This is a genomic window from Pauljensenia sp. 27098_8_83, assembly GCF_041432695.1.
Classification (GTDB): Bacteria; Actinomycetota; Actinomycetes; order Actinomycetales; family Actinomycetaceae; genus Pauljensenia.
Map to the genome: position 1 here is coordinate 42,717 of NZ_JAPWAD010000012.1, position 13,581 is coordinate 56,297.

A 13,581-nucleotide genomic window follows, 5' to 3' on the forward strand; every position below is an offset into this window, starting at 1 on the left:
CCTCGTCTCACATGCGGGAAAGCAATCGTTGTAGTTCATATTAGTTTGTGCATGTAACTATTCTCATGTTTACAGTTACACCATAAGTACCTACAATCACGACTGTCACATCAGCAACTCGAAGGATTACTATGCGCTCCTCGTGGAGGACCATCGTCGCCGGGCTCGCCCTGGCCCTCGGTGCCGCCGTATCGGCCTTGGTGCCACCGGCGCACGCAGCTGGCATCACGATCGCCATCGACCCCGGTCACGGTGGCTCAGACCCCGGTGCGGTCGCGAACGGCCTGCGTGAAAAGGACCTGACCCTCGCGGTCTCCCTGGCCCTGAAGGAAGAACTGGAAAGCTACGACGGCGTGCGCGTCGTCATGACCCGCACGACGGACACTCGTCCCTCGGAAAACACCAGCGCCGACCTGTCGAGCCGCGTCGACATGGCAGCCGCGGCGGATGCGGACGCCCTCGTCTCCATCCACTTCAACTCGGGCTCGCCCATCGCGAATGGCGCCGAGATCTGGTACCCGAACTCCTCCTCGTACAACTACGGCACCCACACGCAGGGACGCGCCCTGTCCAACGCCATCCAGAAGCAGCTCACCGGCCTCGGGCTGGCTGACCGCGGCATCAAGACGCGCGACAACCCCTACTACGACTACCCGGACGGCTCCACCGGCGACTACTACGCGATCATCCGTCAGTCTCGCGAAGAGAACATGACCGGCATCATCGTCGAGCACGCCTTCGTGACCTCCGCGTCCGACGCCGTACTCCTGCACGACGCGAACTTCGTGCGCTCACTCGGCATCGCCGATGCCACCGGCATCGCCCAGGCGTACGGCCTGAGCAAGGGTGCCTGGCGTGCCGTGGGCGATTCCTGGAGCTTCATCTCCAACGGCACCGCCAAGACCGGCTGGTTCTCCACCGGCGGCCGCTGGTACTGGGCTGGTGCCGACAAGCGGACGATCCGCGGCTGGTCCACGATCAACGGACGTCGCTACTTCTTCGACGACTCCACCGCCATGGTGACGGGGTGGAAGCTGGAAGACGGCAAGTGGTACTACCTGCGTCCCGACGGTGACATGGCGACGGGCTGGGTGAAGGACGGCGGCTCGTGGTACTTCCTCGGCTCCGACGGTGTCATGGCCACCGGTTGGCTCAAGGACGGTAACAACTGGTACTGGCTGCGTTCCAACGGCGCGGCAGCTATCGGTTGGGCCAATGTCGGCGGTGCCTGGTATCTCTTCGAAGACGACGCGCGCATGCTCACCGGCTGGCAGCTGACTGAGGATGATAACCGCTGGTACTACATGCGGCCCAACGGTCAGATGGTTACCGGCTGGCTCCTCGACGGCGGCACGTGGTACTACCTGGACGGGGACGGTGCCATGGTGACCGGCTGGGTCAAGGTTGGTGGCACCTGGTACTACATGCAGTCCTCCGGCGCGATGATGACGGGCTGGCTGCTCGATGGCAACACCTGGTACTGGCTGGACCCGAACTCGGGCGCCATGGCGACCGGCACGGTCACGGTTGAAGGCCGCGCATCCAACTTTGCGTCCTCCGGCGCGTGGCTGGGCTACGCGGATGGCAGCGGTGCTCCTGCGGCCTCTCGTTCGGCCGATCGCAGCGCCTCCGTGACGAACGCTGCGGGTCAGCGCCTCATCATGAGTGCACCCACCGCCTCGCGCTCCGAGGTCATCGACGCGATGGAAGACGCCTGGGACCAGGCGGGCTACAGCTATCCGAGTGCGCTGGCCGCCGGCGGTGCGCCGACGATCCGTGATTTCGCGTCCATCGTCTACGACGAGGCCGTGGCTGAGGGTGTGTCCCCCGAACTGGTCTTCGTGCAGGCCATGAAGGAGACGGGCTGGCTGCGCTTCGGCGGCGACGTGAGCGTCAGTCAGTACAACTTCTCCGGTATCGGCGCCGTCGGCGGCGGCGCGACGGGGGCCTCGTTCCAGGACGTGCGCACCGGCATCCGCGCCCAGGTTCAGCACCTGCGTGCTTATGCCGACTCCTCGGTGACCACGGCGTCGCTCGCGAACGCGGTCGTCGACCCGCGCTTCACCTACGTGCGCAAGGGTGCTGCCCCCGTCGTCGAGTACCTGGGCATCCAGGAGAACCCGAACCACACCGGTTGGGCCGCGGCCAAGAACTACGGCTACGACCTGGTCTCCATGATGAAGGCGTACTTCTGAGGGCTGTTTGACGAGGCCGGGGCCAGCTGCGCGTGTGAGTGCGGCTGGCCCCGGCCTCGTTGGTGTATGTGCAAGACCCCTCGCGCTTGATGCCGCCTCCCATTTCGCATGCAATTCCCATCAGGTCTGTTTTGCAGTATCGAGAAAACGTTGGAATACCAATGTTGCGATTTCAAAGGTTGAAAGAGGTGTCGGGGAATTGCATGCGGAATTGGTGGGGAGCCCATGCGGTCCTGTGTGGCGCGGTGGTCCTGTGTGGCGCGGTGGTCCTGTGTGGCGCGGTGGTCCTGTGTGGCGCGGTGGTGATGCTACGCTCCGGTGCTTGAGCGTCCACAGCTACCCTCGATCGTGTGCATCCGGATAGGTTGTGCGCATGCGGATAGGTTATTCAGATGCGGATAGGTTATTAACCTATCCGCGTGCTTCTAACCTATCCGTATCGTCGTAACCTATCCGCGTGCTCGTCACCTACCCGGAACTGCGCGGGTCCTGTGGTTGGTAGTGGCGTGATCATATACGGCTGGCGCCGACCTTTCTGGCCGTCGCCTCGGTATTGGGCGCGGCTCGTGGTATCGGGGTGATCGCCGGTCTCTACGTCCTGTCTGCCCAATCGGTGTTTTGGGGTCTGAGAGCTGCGGGGGTGAAAGGCTGTGGTGGAATTGCTCCTGTCAAATGACGTTGCAGAGCCTTGTTCAGCCAGTATTCCGGGCAAAACGCATCTATGATGAAGCAAGACAGGTAGTTTGTGTCTATCGGTTTGGAGAAGGGTGATGGCTGAAAAAACGTGGTTGTACATCTATGAAGGTGCTCCTCGCAGCGACGAGGAGGGGCGCAGGAGCATCTACATCGGGATCGGCCAGAGTATGGGGCGCGTATTTGAATCACACAATCCTGACGCCGAGCGTCTTCGCGACACGGAGGGGACGCTCATTCGCCAGACTGTCAAGCCGTTTTCGAGCCGTGAGGATGCACTCAAGGCCGAGGCCATCGCCATCCACGTCGCCTCTCTCATGGGGCTGGACCCGATCTATGCCGCTAAGGATGAGGACGAGCTGTTCGAGAAGCGCGACAAGTCGGTCACGAACATTTCGGGGACGAAGACGAGCAAACACCTGGGGCCGGCCATTTTCATGCGTGACGGTGAGGTCGCTCAGAGTGACATGAGGGGGACGATCATCGTGCCGATCTCTGCGGACTCTCTCGAAGGGCGCGTCTCTGCGTTTGGCGGCAACACCGGCGAGGTGTTTATCGAACGTGCAGCACAGTATTGGAACGTCGCCCCTGACAAGCGTCCCAAGATTAGGAAGCTGGTCGCTGTGCTAACAAAGGCTCATGTCATCCTCGGGTCCTGGGAAGTGGATCCCAACCTTGAATGGGAACTCGCCGATCCGGATAGTACTTGCATCCGGATTCCTGTTCCTCACCCCGAGAACGATAATGTCGATGATTTCAAGGGCAAGCGCTATGTGGGGACTCTCCAGCCACGAGGGGTCTATTCCCCGGATATCTCCTAGCTGACCCTCGTGACGAGATGGCTGCAAAGGGCACCGCTCATCATTGATCGGTGTTGTGCCATCGTGAAGGGTGTGTGTTCTCAGCGATTCACTCGCCGATGGCTCATGCGCGGATAGGTTGTACGCATCCGGATAGGTTATGCGCTTCTGGATAGGTTATTAAGCTATCCGGATGTTCGTAACCTATCCGGATGTTCGTAACCTATCCGGATATTCGTATCCTATTCGGATACGCCGCCCCTCATTCGCAACCGTCGCCCCTAGGGCATGTGCGGGCAGCCCCGGCTACGCGGGCAGTCCCCGTAGCCCCACGCGCACGCAGTGAACGCGGACATAGCAACGGCCCCGGGCGCTTCTGGAAAGCGCCCGGGGCCTCGTACGTCTGGAGATTAGCCGCGCAGGGAAGCGACGTAGGAGTCGATGTGCTGCGAGGAATCCTCGGGGGTGAAGCCAGTGGCCTTGATCTTCGTCAGATCCAGGACGGAGGACAGGGGGCGCGGTGCCACCTCGCGACCAGCGAAGTACTCTTCCGTGGTCACGGGCGTGACGTCTTCCGGATCGCGGCCGCACAGCTCGAACACGCGCTTGGCGACCTGCGCCCAGCTCATGACCGGGCCCTCACCCGACAGGTTGTAAGTGCCAAACTCGGCGCCGGTGGTCAGCAGGTGAATGATGCCGCGCGCCAGGTCGGACGTGAAGGTCAGGCGACCCACCTGATCGGACACGACCGAGGGGGACGTGCCCTGATCCGCTAGGGACACCATGGTCTTCAGGAAGTTCTTACCGTCGCCCACAACCCAGGAGGTGCGCACGATGTAGTGCTTGGGGGTCGAGGCCACAGCGGCGTCGCCGCCCGCCTTCGACTGGCCATACGCGCCCAGGGGAGAGGGGGCCTCGTCCTCAAGGTGCGCGTCCTGCGTGCCGTCGAAAACGTACTCCGTCGAAATGTGAACCATCGTCACGCCGTGAGCCGTCGCCTCGCGCGCGAGGACTGCTGGGCCGGTCGAGTTCGCCTGCCAGGTTGCACGGCGTCCCTCCGGCGTCTCAGCGCCGTCCACGTTCGTCCACGCAGCAGCGTTGATGACCACGTCAATGTCGTCCCACGGCAGCGCGGCCACCTGCTCGGCGTCGGAAATCGACACCTCGGGCAAGTCCACACCCGTAACCGTGAAACCCGCCTCGGGTAGGGCGCGCATGAGCTCGCGGCCCAGCTGTCCGTTCGCGCCCGTCACGAGGGCGCGGCGACCCACCGGGGCAGGAGCCGGGAAGGGGGTCACGTCCGCCATGCGCGGGTGGGCCTTGTCCTTGTCCGACAGAATGGCGCGCTCGAGCGGGATCGGCCAATCCACGGCAGCCGTCTCGTCAGCGAGGTTCAGGAAGGTGTAGCGCGCGTCCGGCGACCAGTGATCGTTCACCAGGTACGTGTACGCCGTGTTCGGCTCCAGGGTCTGGTAGGAGTTACCCACGCCCTTAGGCACGAAGACGGCGACACCCGGATCGATGATCGTCGTGTAGACCGTGCCGAACGAGGGGCCTTCGCGCAGGTCCACCCATGCGCCGAAAACGCGGCCCGTTGCGACGGAGACGAACTTGTCCCACGGCTCAGCGTGAATGCCTCGGGTCACCCCGACCTCGTCGTTGAATGAGATGTTGTTCTGCACGGGGCCGAAATCCGGCAGACCCAGCGCGACCATCTTTTCGCGCTGCCAGTTCTCCTTGAACCAGCCTCGATTATCGCCGTGAACAGTCAGGTCAATGCGCAAAAAGCCGGGGATCGGCGTGGTCGTAATCCCCAGGGGCTTAGTGGTGGGCGCCATGGTTCTTCCTTACGTGCGAGGTTTCTGTGCGGACGCAACATTCCGTGTAAATACTATCCGATCTGTACCCTCGTGGCGGTGTGCGCCGCCCCATGGGCGCGCACAGGGATAAAGTTGTGGAAAAATACTCGTTGATAGGGATAATTGTCAACGACGCGCGACCCACACGAGGACGCGCCGGGAAGCGGAGGCAACATGAAAGGCATCATCCTGGCGGGCGGCTCGGGCACCCGTCTCAACCCGATTACGCTGGGGACATCGAAGCAGCTCGTCCCCGTCTACGACAAGCCGATGATCTACTACCCGCTGTCGACCCTGATGCTGGCGGGAATTTCTGACGTCCTTGTCATCACGACGCCTCACGACGCGCCGTCCTTCCACCGCCTTCTCGGTGACGGTAGCCAGCTCGGCGTCAACATCTCCTACGCGGTCCAGCACGAGCCCAACGGCCTCGCGCAGGCTTTCGTGCTCGGTGCCGATCACGTGGGTAATGACAGCGCCGCCCTGGTCCTGGGCGACAACATCTTCTACGGCCCCGGCATGGGCGCGCAGCTGCGCCGCCACGTCGACCCGGACGGAGGCGCAGTTTTCGCCTACCACGTGTCCAACCCGCGTGCGTACGGCGTCGTGGAATTCGACGAGGAGTTCAACGCTCTGTCCATCGAGGAGAAGCCTGAGAACCCCAAGTCGAACTACGCGGTGCCCGGCCTGTACTTCTACGACAACGACGTGGTCGAGATCGCCCGTAACCTCAAGCCGAGTGCGCGTGGCGAGTACGAGATTACCGACGTGAACCGCTCCTACCTCGAAGCCGGGAAGCTCAAGGTCGAGGTCCTGCCGCGCGGCACCGCGTGGCTCGACACGGGCACATTCGATTCCCTCGCCGACGCCACTGCGTTCGTGCGTACGGTCGAGGCCCGCCAGGGCATGAAGATCGGCGCCCCCGAAGAGGTCGCGTGGCGTATGGGCTTCATTGACGACGAGGGTCTGCGCCAGCGTGCCGAACCTCTGGTCAAGTCCGGTTACGGTGCCTACCTGCTCGAGCTGCTTGAGCGCGAGGGCTGCTGAGTGAGCCGTCCCAGTGCTCGATCCCGCCTGCTCATCGTTATTCCCGCGTGGAACGAGGAGGAGGTACTCGGTGATGTCCTCGAAATGGTGAAGGTTGAGAAGCCTTCCTTCGCGGATATTCTCGTGGTCTCCGACGGGTCGACGGATGCGACTGCCGATATTGCGCGCGCTGCGGGCGTCGCCGTCCTTGACCTGCCCCTCAACCTGGGTGTCGGTGGCGCCATGCGCGCCGGTTTCCAGTACGCCCAGCGCATGGGGTACGAGTACGCGTGCCAGCTCGACGCGGACGGACAGCATGATCCGCGCGAGATCGACACGCTCGTCGAGGCGGCTTCGCGCGAGCATGCGGACGTCGTGATCGGTTCCCGTTTCGCGGGTAAGGGCGACTATCGTGCGCGGGGTCCTCGTAAGTGGGCGATGAACCTCTTCTCGTTGATCCTCTCGCGCGTGTGCAAGACCCACCTGAGCGATACGACCAGCGGGTTTAAGCTCTACGGTCCCCGGGCTCTGTCGCTGTTCGCGCATAACTATCCTGCCGAGTACCTGGGTGACACGATTGGGGCGCTCGTGATTGCGGCGCGCTCACACTTGGTCGTGCGCGAGGTTGGCGTGCAGATGCATCCTCGGGCCGGTGGGGAGCCCTCCCACAATCCGATCAAATCGGCGCTCTTCCTGGTGCGCGCGACGATGGCCCTCGCGGTCTCTCTGTCGCGCCCCGGCGAGAAGGTCGCGCCGGCACAGGGAGATAACGCATGACACCCACCTATGTGCTTGGACTGGTGTTCGCGATCATCATTCTCGTGATGGTGTTCGTCAAGATGCGTAACTCGGGCCTGAAGGAGCGCTACGGTCTGTGGTGGTATTGCATCGCCTTCTTCACGGCGCTGCTTTCCATTTTCCCGCAGATCCTGAAGTGGACGGCGATGCAGCTGGGCGTCGTAGTTCCGCTGAATTTGGGCTACTTTGTAGCCGGCGTGGTGTTGCTGCTGCTGTCGCTGCGTTTTTCGGTGGACTTGTCGCGTTCGGATGAGGATCGTCGCCGCCTCACGGAGGAGGCCGCGATCCTGCGCCTCCAGGTGGAGGATCTGCAGCGCCGTGTCGATGCTCTCGAGGCATCGCGGCAGGGGGATGATCGCTCCCACTGAGGCGCTCGCCTTCAAGGCAATCAACGAGGCCGGGGCCGTCAGGTGGAAACCTGGCGGGCCCCGGTTTGTTGCGTGGGAGCGCCCCTGGGCGGGTGGTCCGCGGGCGGCGCGGCGCGGTTAGTGCAAAAGCGTGCCGTCGGGGCCGAGGCTGAGGCGTTCGGTGGGGGCTGCGGGGTCGACTTCGCCTTGTGCGAGCTTGCGCCTGAGTGCGGAGGCTGGGCGCGAGACGGGGACGGTGGGTTCGCCGGAGGTGTCCTCGTCGGCATCGTCCGCCGCGCTCGGCGTAGGTTTCGAGGCTTCGATCGGCGAGGCGGAGGGGGATTCGACGGGGGTTAGGGAGATGCGGGCCCCCATCGCGGATGCGTGCGAGGGGAGGAGGGGCTCGCCGTCGAGGTCTTTGGCGAGGTCGTCGAGCATGGCGCGTGCCTCTTCGATGACGGAGGAGTCTTCGGCGTGGAGGCCGTGGACGAGCCAGCGGACGAGGGCGATCTCGCTCATGAGCTGTGCGCGTGTAAAGACGTGCAGGTCGGTAGCGCGGCGCTCGTGGCCGTAGGTTTCGCGGAAGCGTTCGAGGAAAGCGTCGGAGGCGCTGGCCTGGATCCACGCGATGTCGAGTGCGGGGTCGCCCACGTGCGCGCTGGTCCAGCCGCTGATGGCCAGGAGTGAACCGCGTTTGATGGACAGGCAGTGTTCTTGGATGTCGCCGTGGACGGGGGCGGCGGGAAATCGCCAGAGGGAGACGTCTTCGAGGGCGGCTTCCCAGCGGCTCCACAGGGCGGCGGGAATGGTGACCTCGCGGGCGGCCTCGTCGAGGAGTGCGAGGTTGCGGTCGCGGCATTCGATGGCCGTGTAGGTGGGCAGTCCGATCGCGGAAAACACGGTCTCGGGGAGGTTGTGGAGAGCTGCGAGGGCGCGTCCGAGAGAGGCGGGCAGGAGCGGGTCCGTGTCGAGGTCCTCGTCGGTGGGGGCGGCGCCGCCCGGATCGCGGTGGACGTAGACGCTTCCGCCATGTGCAAGCTTGGCTTGCCCGGCCAGTCGGGGCACGTCGAAGGGGATGTAGTCGTGGTCGTGTGCCTGCCCGAGGCGGTCGAGGATTCCGGAGGTCGCTTCGAGGGCGGGGCCGGAGACCTCCTCGTGGGGGCAGGTGACGATCCAGCGGTTGCCTGCGGCGTCTTCGATGCCGGTCACGGTAGAGAGCTCGTCGCTGTAGGAGGGCGGGCGCAGGGCGGTGACGCGCATACCGGGGACGGCGGCGGTGGCCAGGGCTGCCAGTTCGAGGGGGCTCTTCGGGGAGGTCATTGCCTTAACGTATCGCGTGCGGGGGCGCGCGAGTGCTTCCCCGCGCGGAGTCGGGGGAGATTGGGTGGGTGTGGGTTTGCTCCTTTTCGAAAAACTCTGTTACTTTCGACACATTGGCTTGGTCTGTAACAAGGAGGCGCAGCGATGGAAGCCATGACGCGTTCTCTCGCGGTGCGTGTCCGAGAGGGATTGGCTGCGGGCGGCATTGACGCGGCTCGCGATCCTGCGGCGGTGCGCGCGCTCATCGAGCGTGCCATCGATCGGCATGCACCCGACCTGTTGCCCGCTGCGCGCGCGCAGATCGAGGCAGACCTCATGGACGACATCTGCGGCCTCGGGCCGCTCCAGGCGCTCATGGACGATCCGTCGGTGGAGGAAATATGGATTAACGCCGCCTCGCGCGTGTTTGTCGCGCGTGGCGGTGTGGCTGAGTTGACCAGCCTCATCCTCACGGACGAGGATGTGCGGGCCCTCGTGGAGAGGATGCTGCACCACTCGGGACGCAGACTCGACCTATCGAGCCCCTTCGTGGACGCGATGCTCGAGGGCGGGGAGCGCCTCCACGTCGTCATCCCGCCGGTGACGGGCTCGTCGTGGAGCGTGAACATCCGCAAACATATCCAGCGGGCGCGCACCCTGGAGGATCTGGTCGCGGTGGAGATGGTCGCTGCCCCGATGCGCGACTTCCTCTCGGCCGCCGTCAGCTGCGGTCTGTCCGTGCTCGTCTCGGGAGGGACTCAGGCGGGCAAGACGACGCTTCTGCGCGCCCTGGCGGGGGAGCTTCCGCGTTCGCGCCGCGTCATCTCTTGCGAGGAGGTCTTCGAGCTGGGTCTGGCTAACTGGGACCATGTCGCGATGCAGACGCGTCCGGCGGGTGCGGAGGGTACGGGGGAGATCACCCTGCGTGACCTCGTGCGCGAGTCTCTGCGTATGCGCCCCGAATATCTGATCGTCGGCGAGGTGCGAGGCCCTGAGGCGCTCGATCTCCTCGTCGCCCTGAACGCCGGTGTTCCGGGTATGGCGACCGTGCACGCCAATTCGGCGCGTGAGGCCCTCGACAAGCTCTCGATCCTGCCTCTCCTCGCGGGAGAAAACGTCACGACGGGGTTCGTCACGCCCACCCTGGCCTCGTCGATTGACCTCGTGTGTCACGTCGAACGAGGAGCCGATGGGCACCGCCACATCGCCGAGATTCTCGCGGTTCCCGGGCGCGTTGAAGGCAATCGGATTGAAACTGCGTCGCTCTTTACGTACGACGGGATCCGCTGCGAACGAGGCAGCGGCGGACTGGATCTGCACGATCGCTTCGCCGCAGCCGGGTTCGACTTGGCCTCCCTGCTGGAGTGGGGGACGGCGTGATCGCCATCGTGTGTGGACTCGTATTCGGGATAGGGCTTGTGATGGCCCTCTCCCCGTGGTTCGTTCCCGCGCCGGCGTGGAGGCCGTGGGGGCCGTGGAAGCGCGTGCGTGAGGACGTCGCGCGTGCGCGTGTTCCGGGGCTGACGGCAGGGCGCCTCGTCATGCTGAGCGGTGTGATCGGGGCGGTCGTCGCGATGGTTGTCCTCGCTGTCACCGGCGCATGGCCGGTGGCCCTCATCGTGTCGCTCGGCGTGTCTTTCCTGCCGTATGCGTGGGTCGTCTCTCGGGTGCGCGCACACGCTCAAACCGTTCGTGCCGCATGGCCGGAGGTCATCGATGCGATGGTGTCCGGCGTGCGTGCGGGCACTTCGTTGCCCCAGGTGCTGTGCGATCTCGCCGAGGAGGGCCCCGTCCCCGTCCGCTTCGCCTTCGAGGCTTTCTCCCGTGACTACAGTGCTAACGGGCGTTTCGCTCCCGCACTCGATCGGATGAAAGCAGAAGTCGCCGACCCCGTCGCCGATCGCATTATCGAGGCGCTGCGTATTGCACGGTCCGTCGGTGGTGCTGATCTGACGCGCCTCCTGCAGGACCTGGCCGCTCTCTTGCGTGAGGATGCGCGCGTGCGTGGTGAACTCGAGGCCCGACAGTCCTGGACGGTTGGGGCGGCTCGTCTCGGGATCGCCGCTCCGTGGGTCGTCCTCCTGCTCCTGTCGGGCGGAGGGGCCAGCGCGAGCGTCTGGAACTCCCCAGGCGGTATCGCTGTCCTGTGCGCGGGTGCCGGAATCTGCGTCATCGCCTACCTGGCGATGAAGGCAATGAGTCGGCTCAGCACCGATCCGCGCAACCTGGGAGGTGGATCGTGAGCCCCTGGACTTTCCGCATCCTCGACGTGGCAGTCAGCGCACTGCTCGTGGGAGGCCTCGCGCTGCTCGCGGCGGCCTGGTTCGCGCGCCGTCCCACTTTCGCGGCCCGAGTCGCGCAGGGCCGCGTCAGCGAGGAGGCCCCGTCACCGGTGAGTGCGTGGGCGCGGCGCCTCAGTGCAGCTGCCCTCGAATCCCTCGGGTCGACCACGCAGTCAGTCGCACGCCGTCTCGCCCTGGCGGGCATGACGCCGGAGGTCTCCGTCTTTCGGCTACGCCAGGCGCTCGCCGGGATCGCCGGCCTCATCCTCGCCTGCCTCGCCCTCACGGTGCGCCCCGCCTCCTCGCTGCGCGCCTCAATCATCCCCCTGTGCGCGTGCGCTCTCGTCGGCACGCTGCTGGGGGTTGCCGGTATGGATCGTTACCTCACAGTGCGGGCCCACGCCAGGCAGCGCGCGATCGACGTCGCCGTTCCCGACTGCGCGGAGCTGCTTGCGCTCGCGGTCGCGGCGGGGGAATCGATTCCTGCCGCGATCGAGCGGGTTGCGGGGTGCGCGGGTGGGCCGCAGGGGCGGAGCTGTCCCTGACGGCTGGACACATCCGCAACGGCACGCCTTCCGTGCGTGCCCTTTCCGACCTCGTTGAACGCACCGAGTCGCCCGCTCTCACGCGCCTGAGCCGAACGCTCACGACCGCGATCGAGCGCGGCTCACCCTTGGCCTCGGTCCTGCATGATCAGGCGCGTGATCAACGCGAACGATCCCTCGCCGCCCTCATGGAGGAGGGTGGACGCCGCGAGATCGCGATGCTGCTACCCGTCGTCTTTCTTATCTTGCCCGTCACCGTCATGTTCGCCCTCTACCCGGGGCTCATCGCCCTGGATTTCACACCGTGAAGGAAGGAAAACAGTCATGAAGAAACTATTCCTAAGGAAAGCTCCCCTCGGGGAGCGCGGTGATGTGCCCGGATGGGTGCTCATCACGCTGATGACGGCTGCCCTCGTCGTTCTTATCTGGGGCGTCGCCTCGGAGCGTCTGGTGGAGATCTTTAACCGTGCGATGGACTCGATTTCAGGCATCTGACGCGCACCCCGAGCGAGGTTCCGAGGTCGTCTCCACGGTCCTCGTCCAGGGACTCGTCGTCCTGGTGATACTCCTGCTCGCCCAGATCGCCTTTGCCTCGCACGTGCGCACGATGAGTGTGAGCGCTGCGTCCGAGGGCGCGCGCCGCGGTGGTCTCCTCGGCGGCGACGAGGACGAGGCGCGGGTGCGCACGGGGGAACTTCTCGATTCTCTCGTGGGGTCCGCCGAGGACCGCGACATCGACGTCGCACGCGAGGATGATGGGGGAGTTGACGTTCTCGTGGTGACGGTGCGCACGCGCCTGCCGCTCGTCGGTGGCTTTGGGCCGCGTTGGCTCACCGTTCATGGCCGTGCCCTGGTGGAGGGGCCGTGAGTGAGCGCGGGGACGCCAGCGTGGAATTCCTGGGCATCCTGGTGGTCCTCGTCATCCCAGTCCTCTACATTGTTCTCGCGGTTGGGCAGGTGAGTGCCGGTGCGATGGCGGTGGATGCGGGGGCGCGCGAAGCCGCGCGGATTCTCGCCGAGGATCCCGCTCGCGAAGCCGACGCATCCCATGCCGTTGCGCTCATCGTTGAGGACTTTGGGATCGATGCTCAGGCGGACGTGGTCCCGAATTGTGTCGGGTGCGAGGGGGATGGGGGCGTCGTCGACGTGCGTGTGTCCGTGCGTGTCCCCCTGCCGTATATGCCTGCATGGCTGGGAAGCGCCGGCGTGGGTGTCTCCTCGAGTGCGCGCGTTCCCATCCGGGAGGTGGTTGCCCATGGGTGATCAGGGGCGCGTCGGCGTTCTGATGGGTGCGGGTTGCGCATTCGTCTGTCTGTTTCTCTTCGTCTCCCTCGCTCTGACCGAGGTCGCGATGCAGGATCGCAGGCTTGTGTCGTGTGCCGATGCCCTGGCGAGCGTCGGGGGTGGTAACGCCTCGACTGGTGCGTTCTTCGTGGAAGGGGACGCGCTCGAAGTTGACGAGGCCGGGGTGCGTTCTCGGGTCGAGGAGGGCCTGGCGGCGCTATCGGATACCACGTGCAAGGTGGGCGATGGCGTGACTGTGAGTGGGGTCAGCATCAGCGATACCGAGGTGGAGGTCGCAGTGAGTGCGCGGCCGACCGTGTCGTTGGTACCTCCAGTTCTGCGCGCAGTGGCGGTTCCCGAGCTGATGCGTACCTCAAGTGCGCGCCTTCGGCAGGTTCGCGGGCCGCACTAAAGTGGCGTCCGCAACGGTCACATTGTGGGATGACTCCAGAA

At 64.9% G+C, this 13,581-nt stretch carries 15 protein-coding genes; 13 read left to right on the forward strand and 2 right to left on the reverse strand.

Features of this window, described 5'->3' with window-relative positions; translation table 11 throughout:
* The first annotated feature begins 131 nt into the window (after positions 1–131).
* Both O3656_RS05890 and O3656_RS05895 read left to right on the forward strand, forming a co-directional pair.
* The gene (locus O3656_RS05890) at positions 132–2,195 is read left to right on the forward strand and encodes an N-acetylmuramoyl-L-alanine amidase (RefSeq protein WP_500063059.1); all 2,064 of its coding nucleotides are present in this window, start codon (positions 132–134) and stop codon (positions 2,193–2,195) included.
* Positions 2,196–2,965: 770 nt separating this feature from the next.
* A complete protein-coding gene (locus O3656_RS05895) occupies positions 2,966–3,709 on the forward strand; it encodes a hypothetical protein (RefSeq protein ID WP_500063060.1) in 744 nt (247 codons plus the stop codon).
* Between the two features lie 389 nt (positions 3,710–4,098).
* Here the strand turns inward: O3656_RS05895 and O3656_RS05900 are convergent, their stop codons facing one another.
* The gene (locus O3656_RS05900; protein WP_500063061.1) at positions 4,099–5,526 is read right to left on the reverse strand and encodes a sugar nucleotide-binding protein; all 1,428 of its coding nucleotides are present in this window, start codon (positions 5,524–5,526) and stop codon (positions 4,099–4,101) included.
* A 195-nt stretch (positions 5,527–5,721) separates the two neighbouring features.
* Here O3656_RS05900 and rfbA point away from each other — a divergent pair, with 195 nt between their 5' ends.
* Genes rfbA through O3656_RS05915 form a run of 3 tightly spaced genes read left to right on the forward strand, consistent with a single transcriptional unit; the run spans position 5,722 to position 7,739 of the window.
* Positions 5,722–6,594, forward strand: a complete 873-nt coding sequence (gene rfbA / locus O3656_RS05905) for a glucose-1-phosphate thymidylyltransferase RfbA (RefSeq protein WP_500063062.1) — start codon at positions 5,722–5,724, stop codon at positions 6,592–6,594.
* Complete coding sequence (locus O3656_RS05910; RefSeq protein ID WP_500063063.1) at positions 6,595–7,350, forward strand: glycosyltransferase family 2 protein; 756 nt, start codon at positions 6,595–6,597, stop codon at positions 7,348–7,350.
* Positions 7,347–7,739: a DUF2304 domain-containing protein gene (locus tag O3656_RS05915; RefSeq protein ID WP_500063064.1), complete on the forward strand. Its 393-nt coding sequence runs from the start codon at positions 7,347–7,349 to the stop codon at positions 7,737–7,739. The genes O3656_RS05910 and O3656_RS05915 overlap by 4 nt, the downstream gene beginning before the upstream one ends.
* 117 nt (positions 7,740–7,856) lie before the next feature.
* Here the strand turns inward: O3656_RS05915 and O3656_RS05920 are convergent, their stop codons facing one another.
* Positions 7,857–9,038 carry a phosphotransferase gene (locus O3656_RS05920; protein ID WP_500063065.1) on the reverse strand — a complete coding sequence of 394 codons (1,182 nt, stop codon included), beginning with the start codon at positions 9,036–9,038 and terminating at the stop codon, positions 7,857–7,859.
* 144 nt (positions 9,039–9,182) lie between these two features.
* Here O3656_RS05920 and O3656_RS05925 point away from each other — a divergent pair, with 144 nt between their 5' ends.
* Genes O3656_RS05925 through O3656_RS05960 form a run of 8 tightly spaced genes read left to right on the forward strand, consistent with a single transcriptional unit; the run spans position 9,183 to position 13,540 of the window.
* Positions 9,183–10,397: a TadA family conjugal transfer-associated ATPase gene (locus tag O3656_RS05925; RefSeq protein WP_500063066.1), complete on the forward strand. Its 1,215-nt coding sequence runs from the start codon at positions 9,183–9,185 to the stop codon at positions 10,395–10,397.
* A gap of 41 nt (positions 10,398–10,438) precedes the next feature.
* Entirely contained in the window at positions 10,439–11,260 is an 822-nt protein-coding gene (locus O3656_RS05930; RefSeq protein ID WP_500063067.1) for a type II secretion system F family protein, read from the forward strand.
* Entirely contained in the window at positions 11,257–11,844 is a 588-nt protein-coding gene (locus O3656_RS05935; protein WP_500063068.1) for a hypothetical protein, read from the forward strand. The genes O3656_RS05930 and O3656_RS05935 overlap by 4 nt, the downstream gene beginning before the upstream one ends.
* Before the next feature lie 32 nt (positions 11,845–11,876).
* On the forward strand, positions 11,877–12,152 hold the full coding sequence (locus O3656_RS05940) for a type II secretion system F family protein (RefSeq protein ID WP_500063069.1): 276 nt from the start codon (positions 11,877–11,879) through the stop codon (positions 12,150–12,152).
* Positions 12,153–12,168: 16 nt separating this feature from the next.
* Entirely contained in the window at positions 12,169–12,339 is a 171-nt protein-coding gene (locus O3656_RS05945) for a hypothetical protein (RefSeq protein WP_500063070.1), read from the forward strand.
* Complete coding sequence (locus O3656_RS05950; RefSeq protein WP_500063071.1) at positions 12,311–12,712, forward strand: ABC transporter; 402 nt, start codon at positions 12,311–12,313, stop codon at positions 12,710–12,712. Before O3656_RS05945 ends, O3656_RS05950 begins: the two co-directional genes overlap by 29 nt.
* A complete protein-coding gene (locus O3656_RS05955) occupies positions 12,709–13,107 on the forward strand; it encodes a 1-hydroxy-2-methyl-2-(E)-butenyl 4-diphosphate synthase (protein ID WP_500063072.1) in 399 nt (132 codons plus the stop codon). The genes O3656_RS05950 and O3656_RS05955 overlap by 4 nt, the downstream gene beginning before the upstream one ends.
* Positions 13,100–13,540, forward strand: coding sequence for a hypothetical protein (locus O3656_RS05960; protein ID WP_500063073.1), 441 nt, complete (start codon positions 13,100–13,102; stop codon positions 13,538–13,540). Before O3656_RS05955 ends, O3656_RS05960 begins: the two co-directional genes overlap by 8 nt.
* Positions 13,541–13,581: the final 41 nt, after the last annotated feature.

Bases quoted from the DNA above. Each gene is read 5' to 3' on its own strand.
- O3656_RS05890 (WP_500063059.1), top strand. From the start codon at position 132: ATGCGCTCCTCGTGGAGGACCATCGTCGCCGGGCTCGCCCTGGCCCTC.
- O3656_RS05895 (WP_500063060.1), top strand. From the start codon at position 2,966: ATGGCTGAAAAAACGTGGTTGTACATCTATGAAGGTGCTCCTCGCAGC.
- O3656_RS05900 (WP_500063061.1), bottom strand. From the start codon at position 5,526: ATGGCGCCCACCACTAAGCCCCTGGGGATTACGACCACGCCGATCCCC.
- rfbA (WP_500063062.1), top strand. From the start codon at position 5,722: ATGAAAGGCATCATCCTGGCGGGCGGCTCGGGCACCCGTCTCAACCCG.
- O3656_RS05915 (WP_500063064.1), top strand. From the start codon at position 7,347: ATGACACCCACCTATGTGCTTGGACTGGTGTTCGCGATCATCATTCTC.
- O3656_RS05920 (WP_500063065.1), bottom strand. From the start codon at position 9,038: ATGACCTCCCCGAAGAGCCCCCTCGAACTGGCAGCCCTGGCCACCGCC.
- O3656_RS05925 (WP_500063066.1), top strand. From the start codon at position 9,183: ATGGAAGCCATGACGCGTTCTCTCGCGGTGCGTGTCCGAGAGGGATTG.
- O3656_RS05930 (WP_500063067.1), top strand. From the start codon at position 10,439: ATGGCCCTCTCCCCGTGGTTCGTTCCCGCGCCGGCGTGGAGGCCGTGG.
- O3656_RS05945 (WP_500063070.1), top strand. From the start codon at position 12,169: ATGAAGAAACTATTCCTAAGGAAAGCTCCCCTCGGGGAGCGCGGTGAT.
- O3656_RS05960 (WP_500063073.1), top strand. From the start codon at position 13,100: ATGGGTGATCAGGGGCGCGTCGGCGTTCTGATGGGTGCGGGTTGCGCA.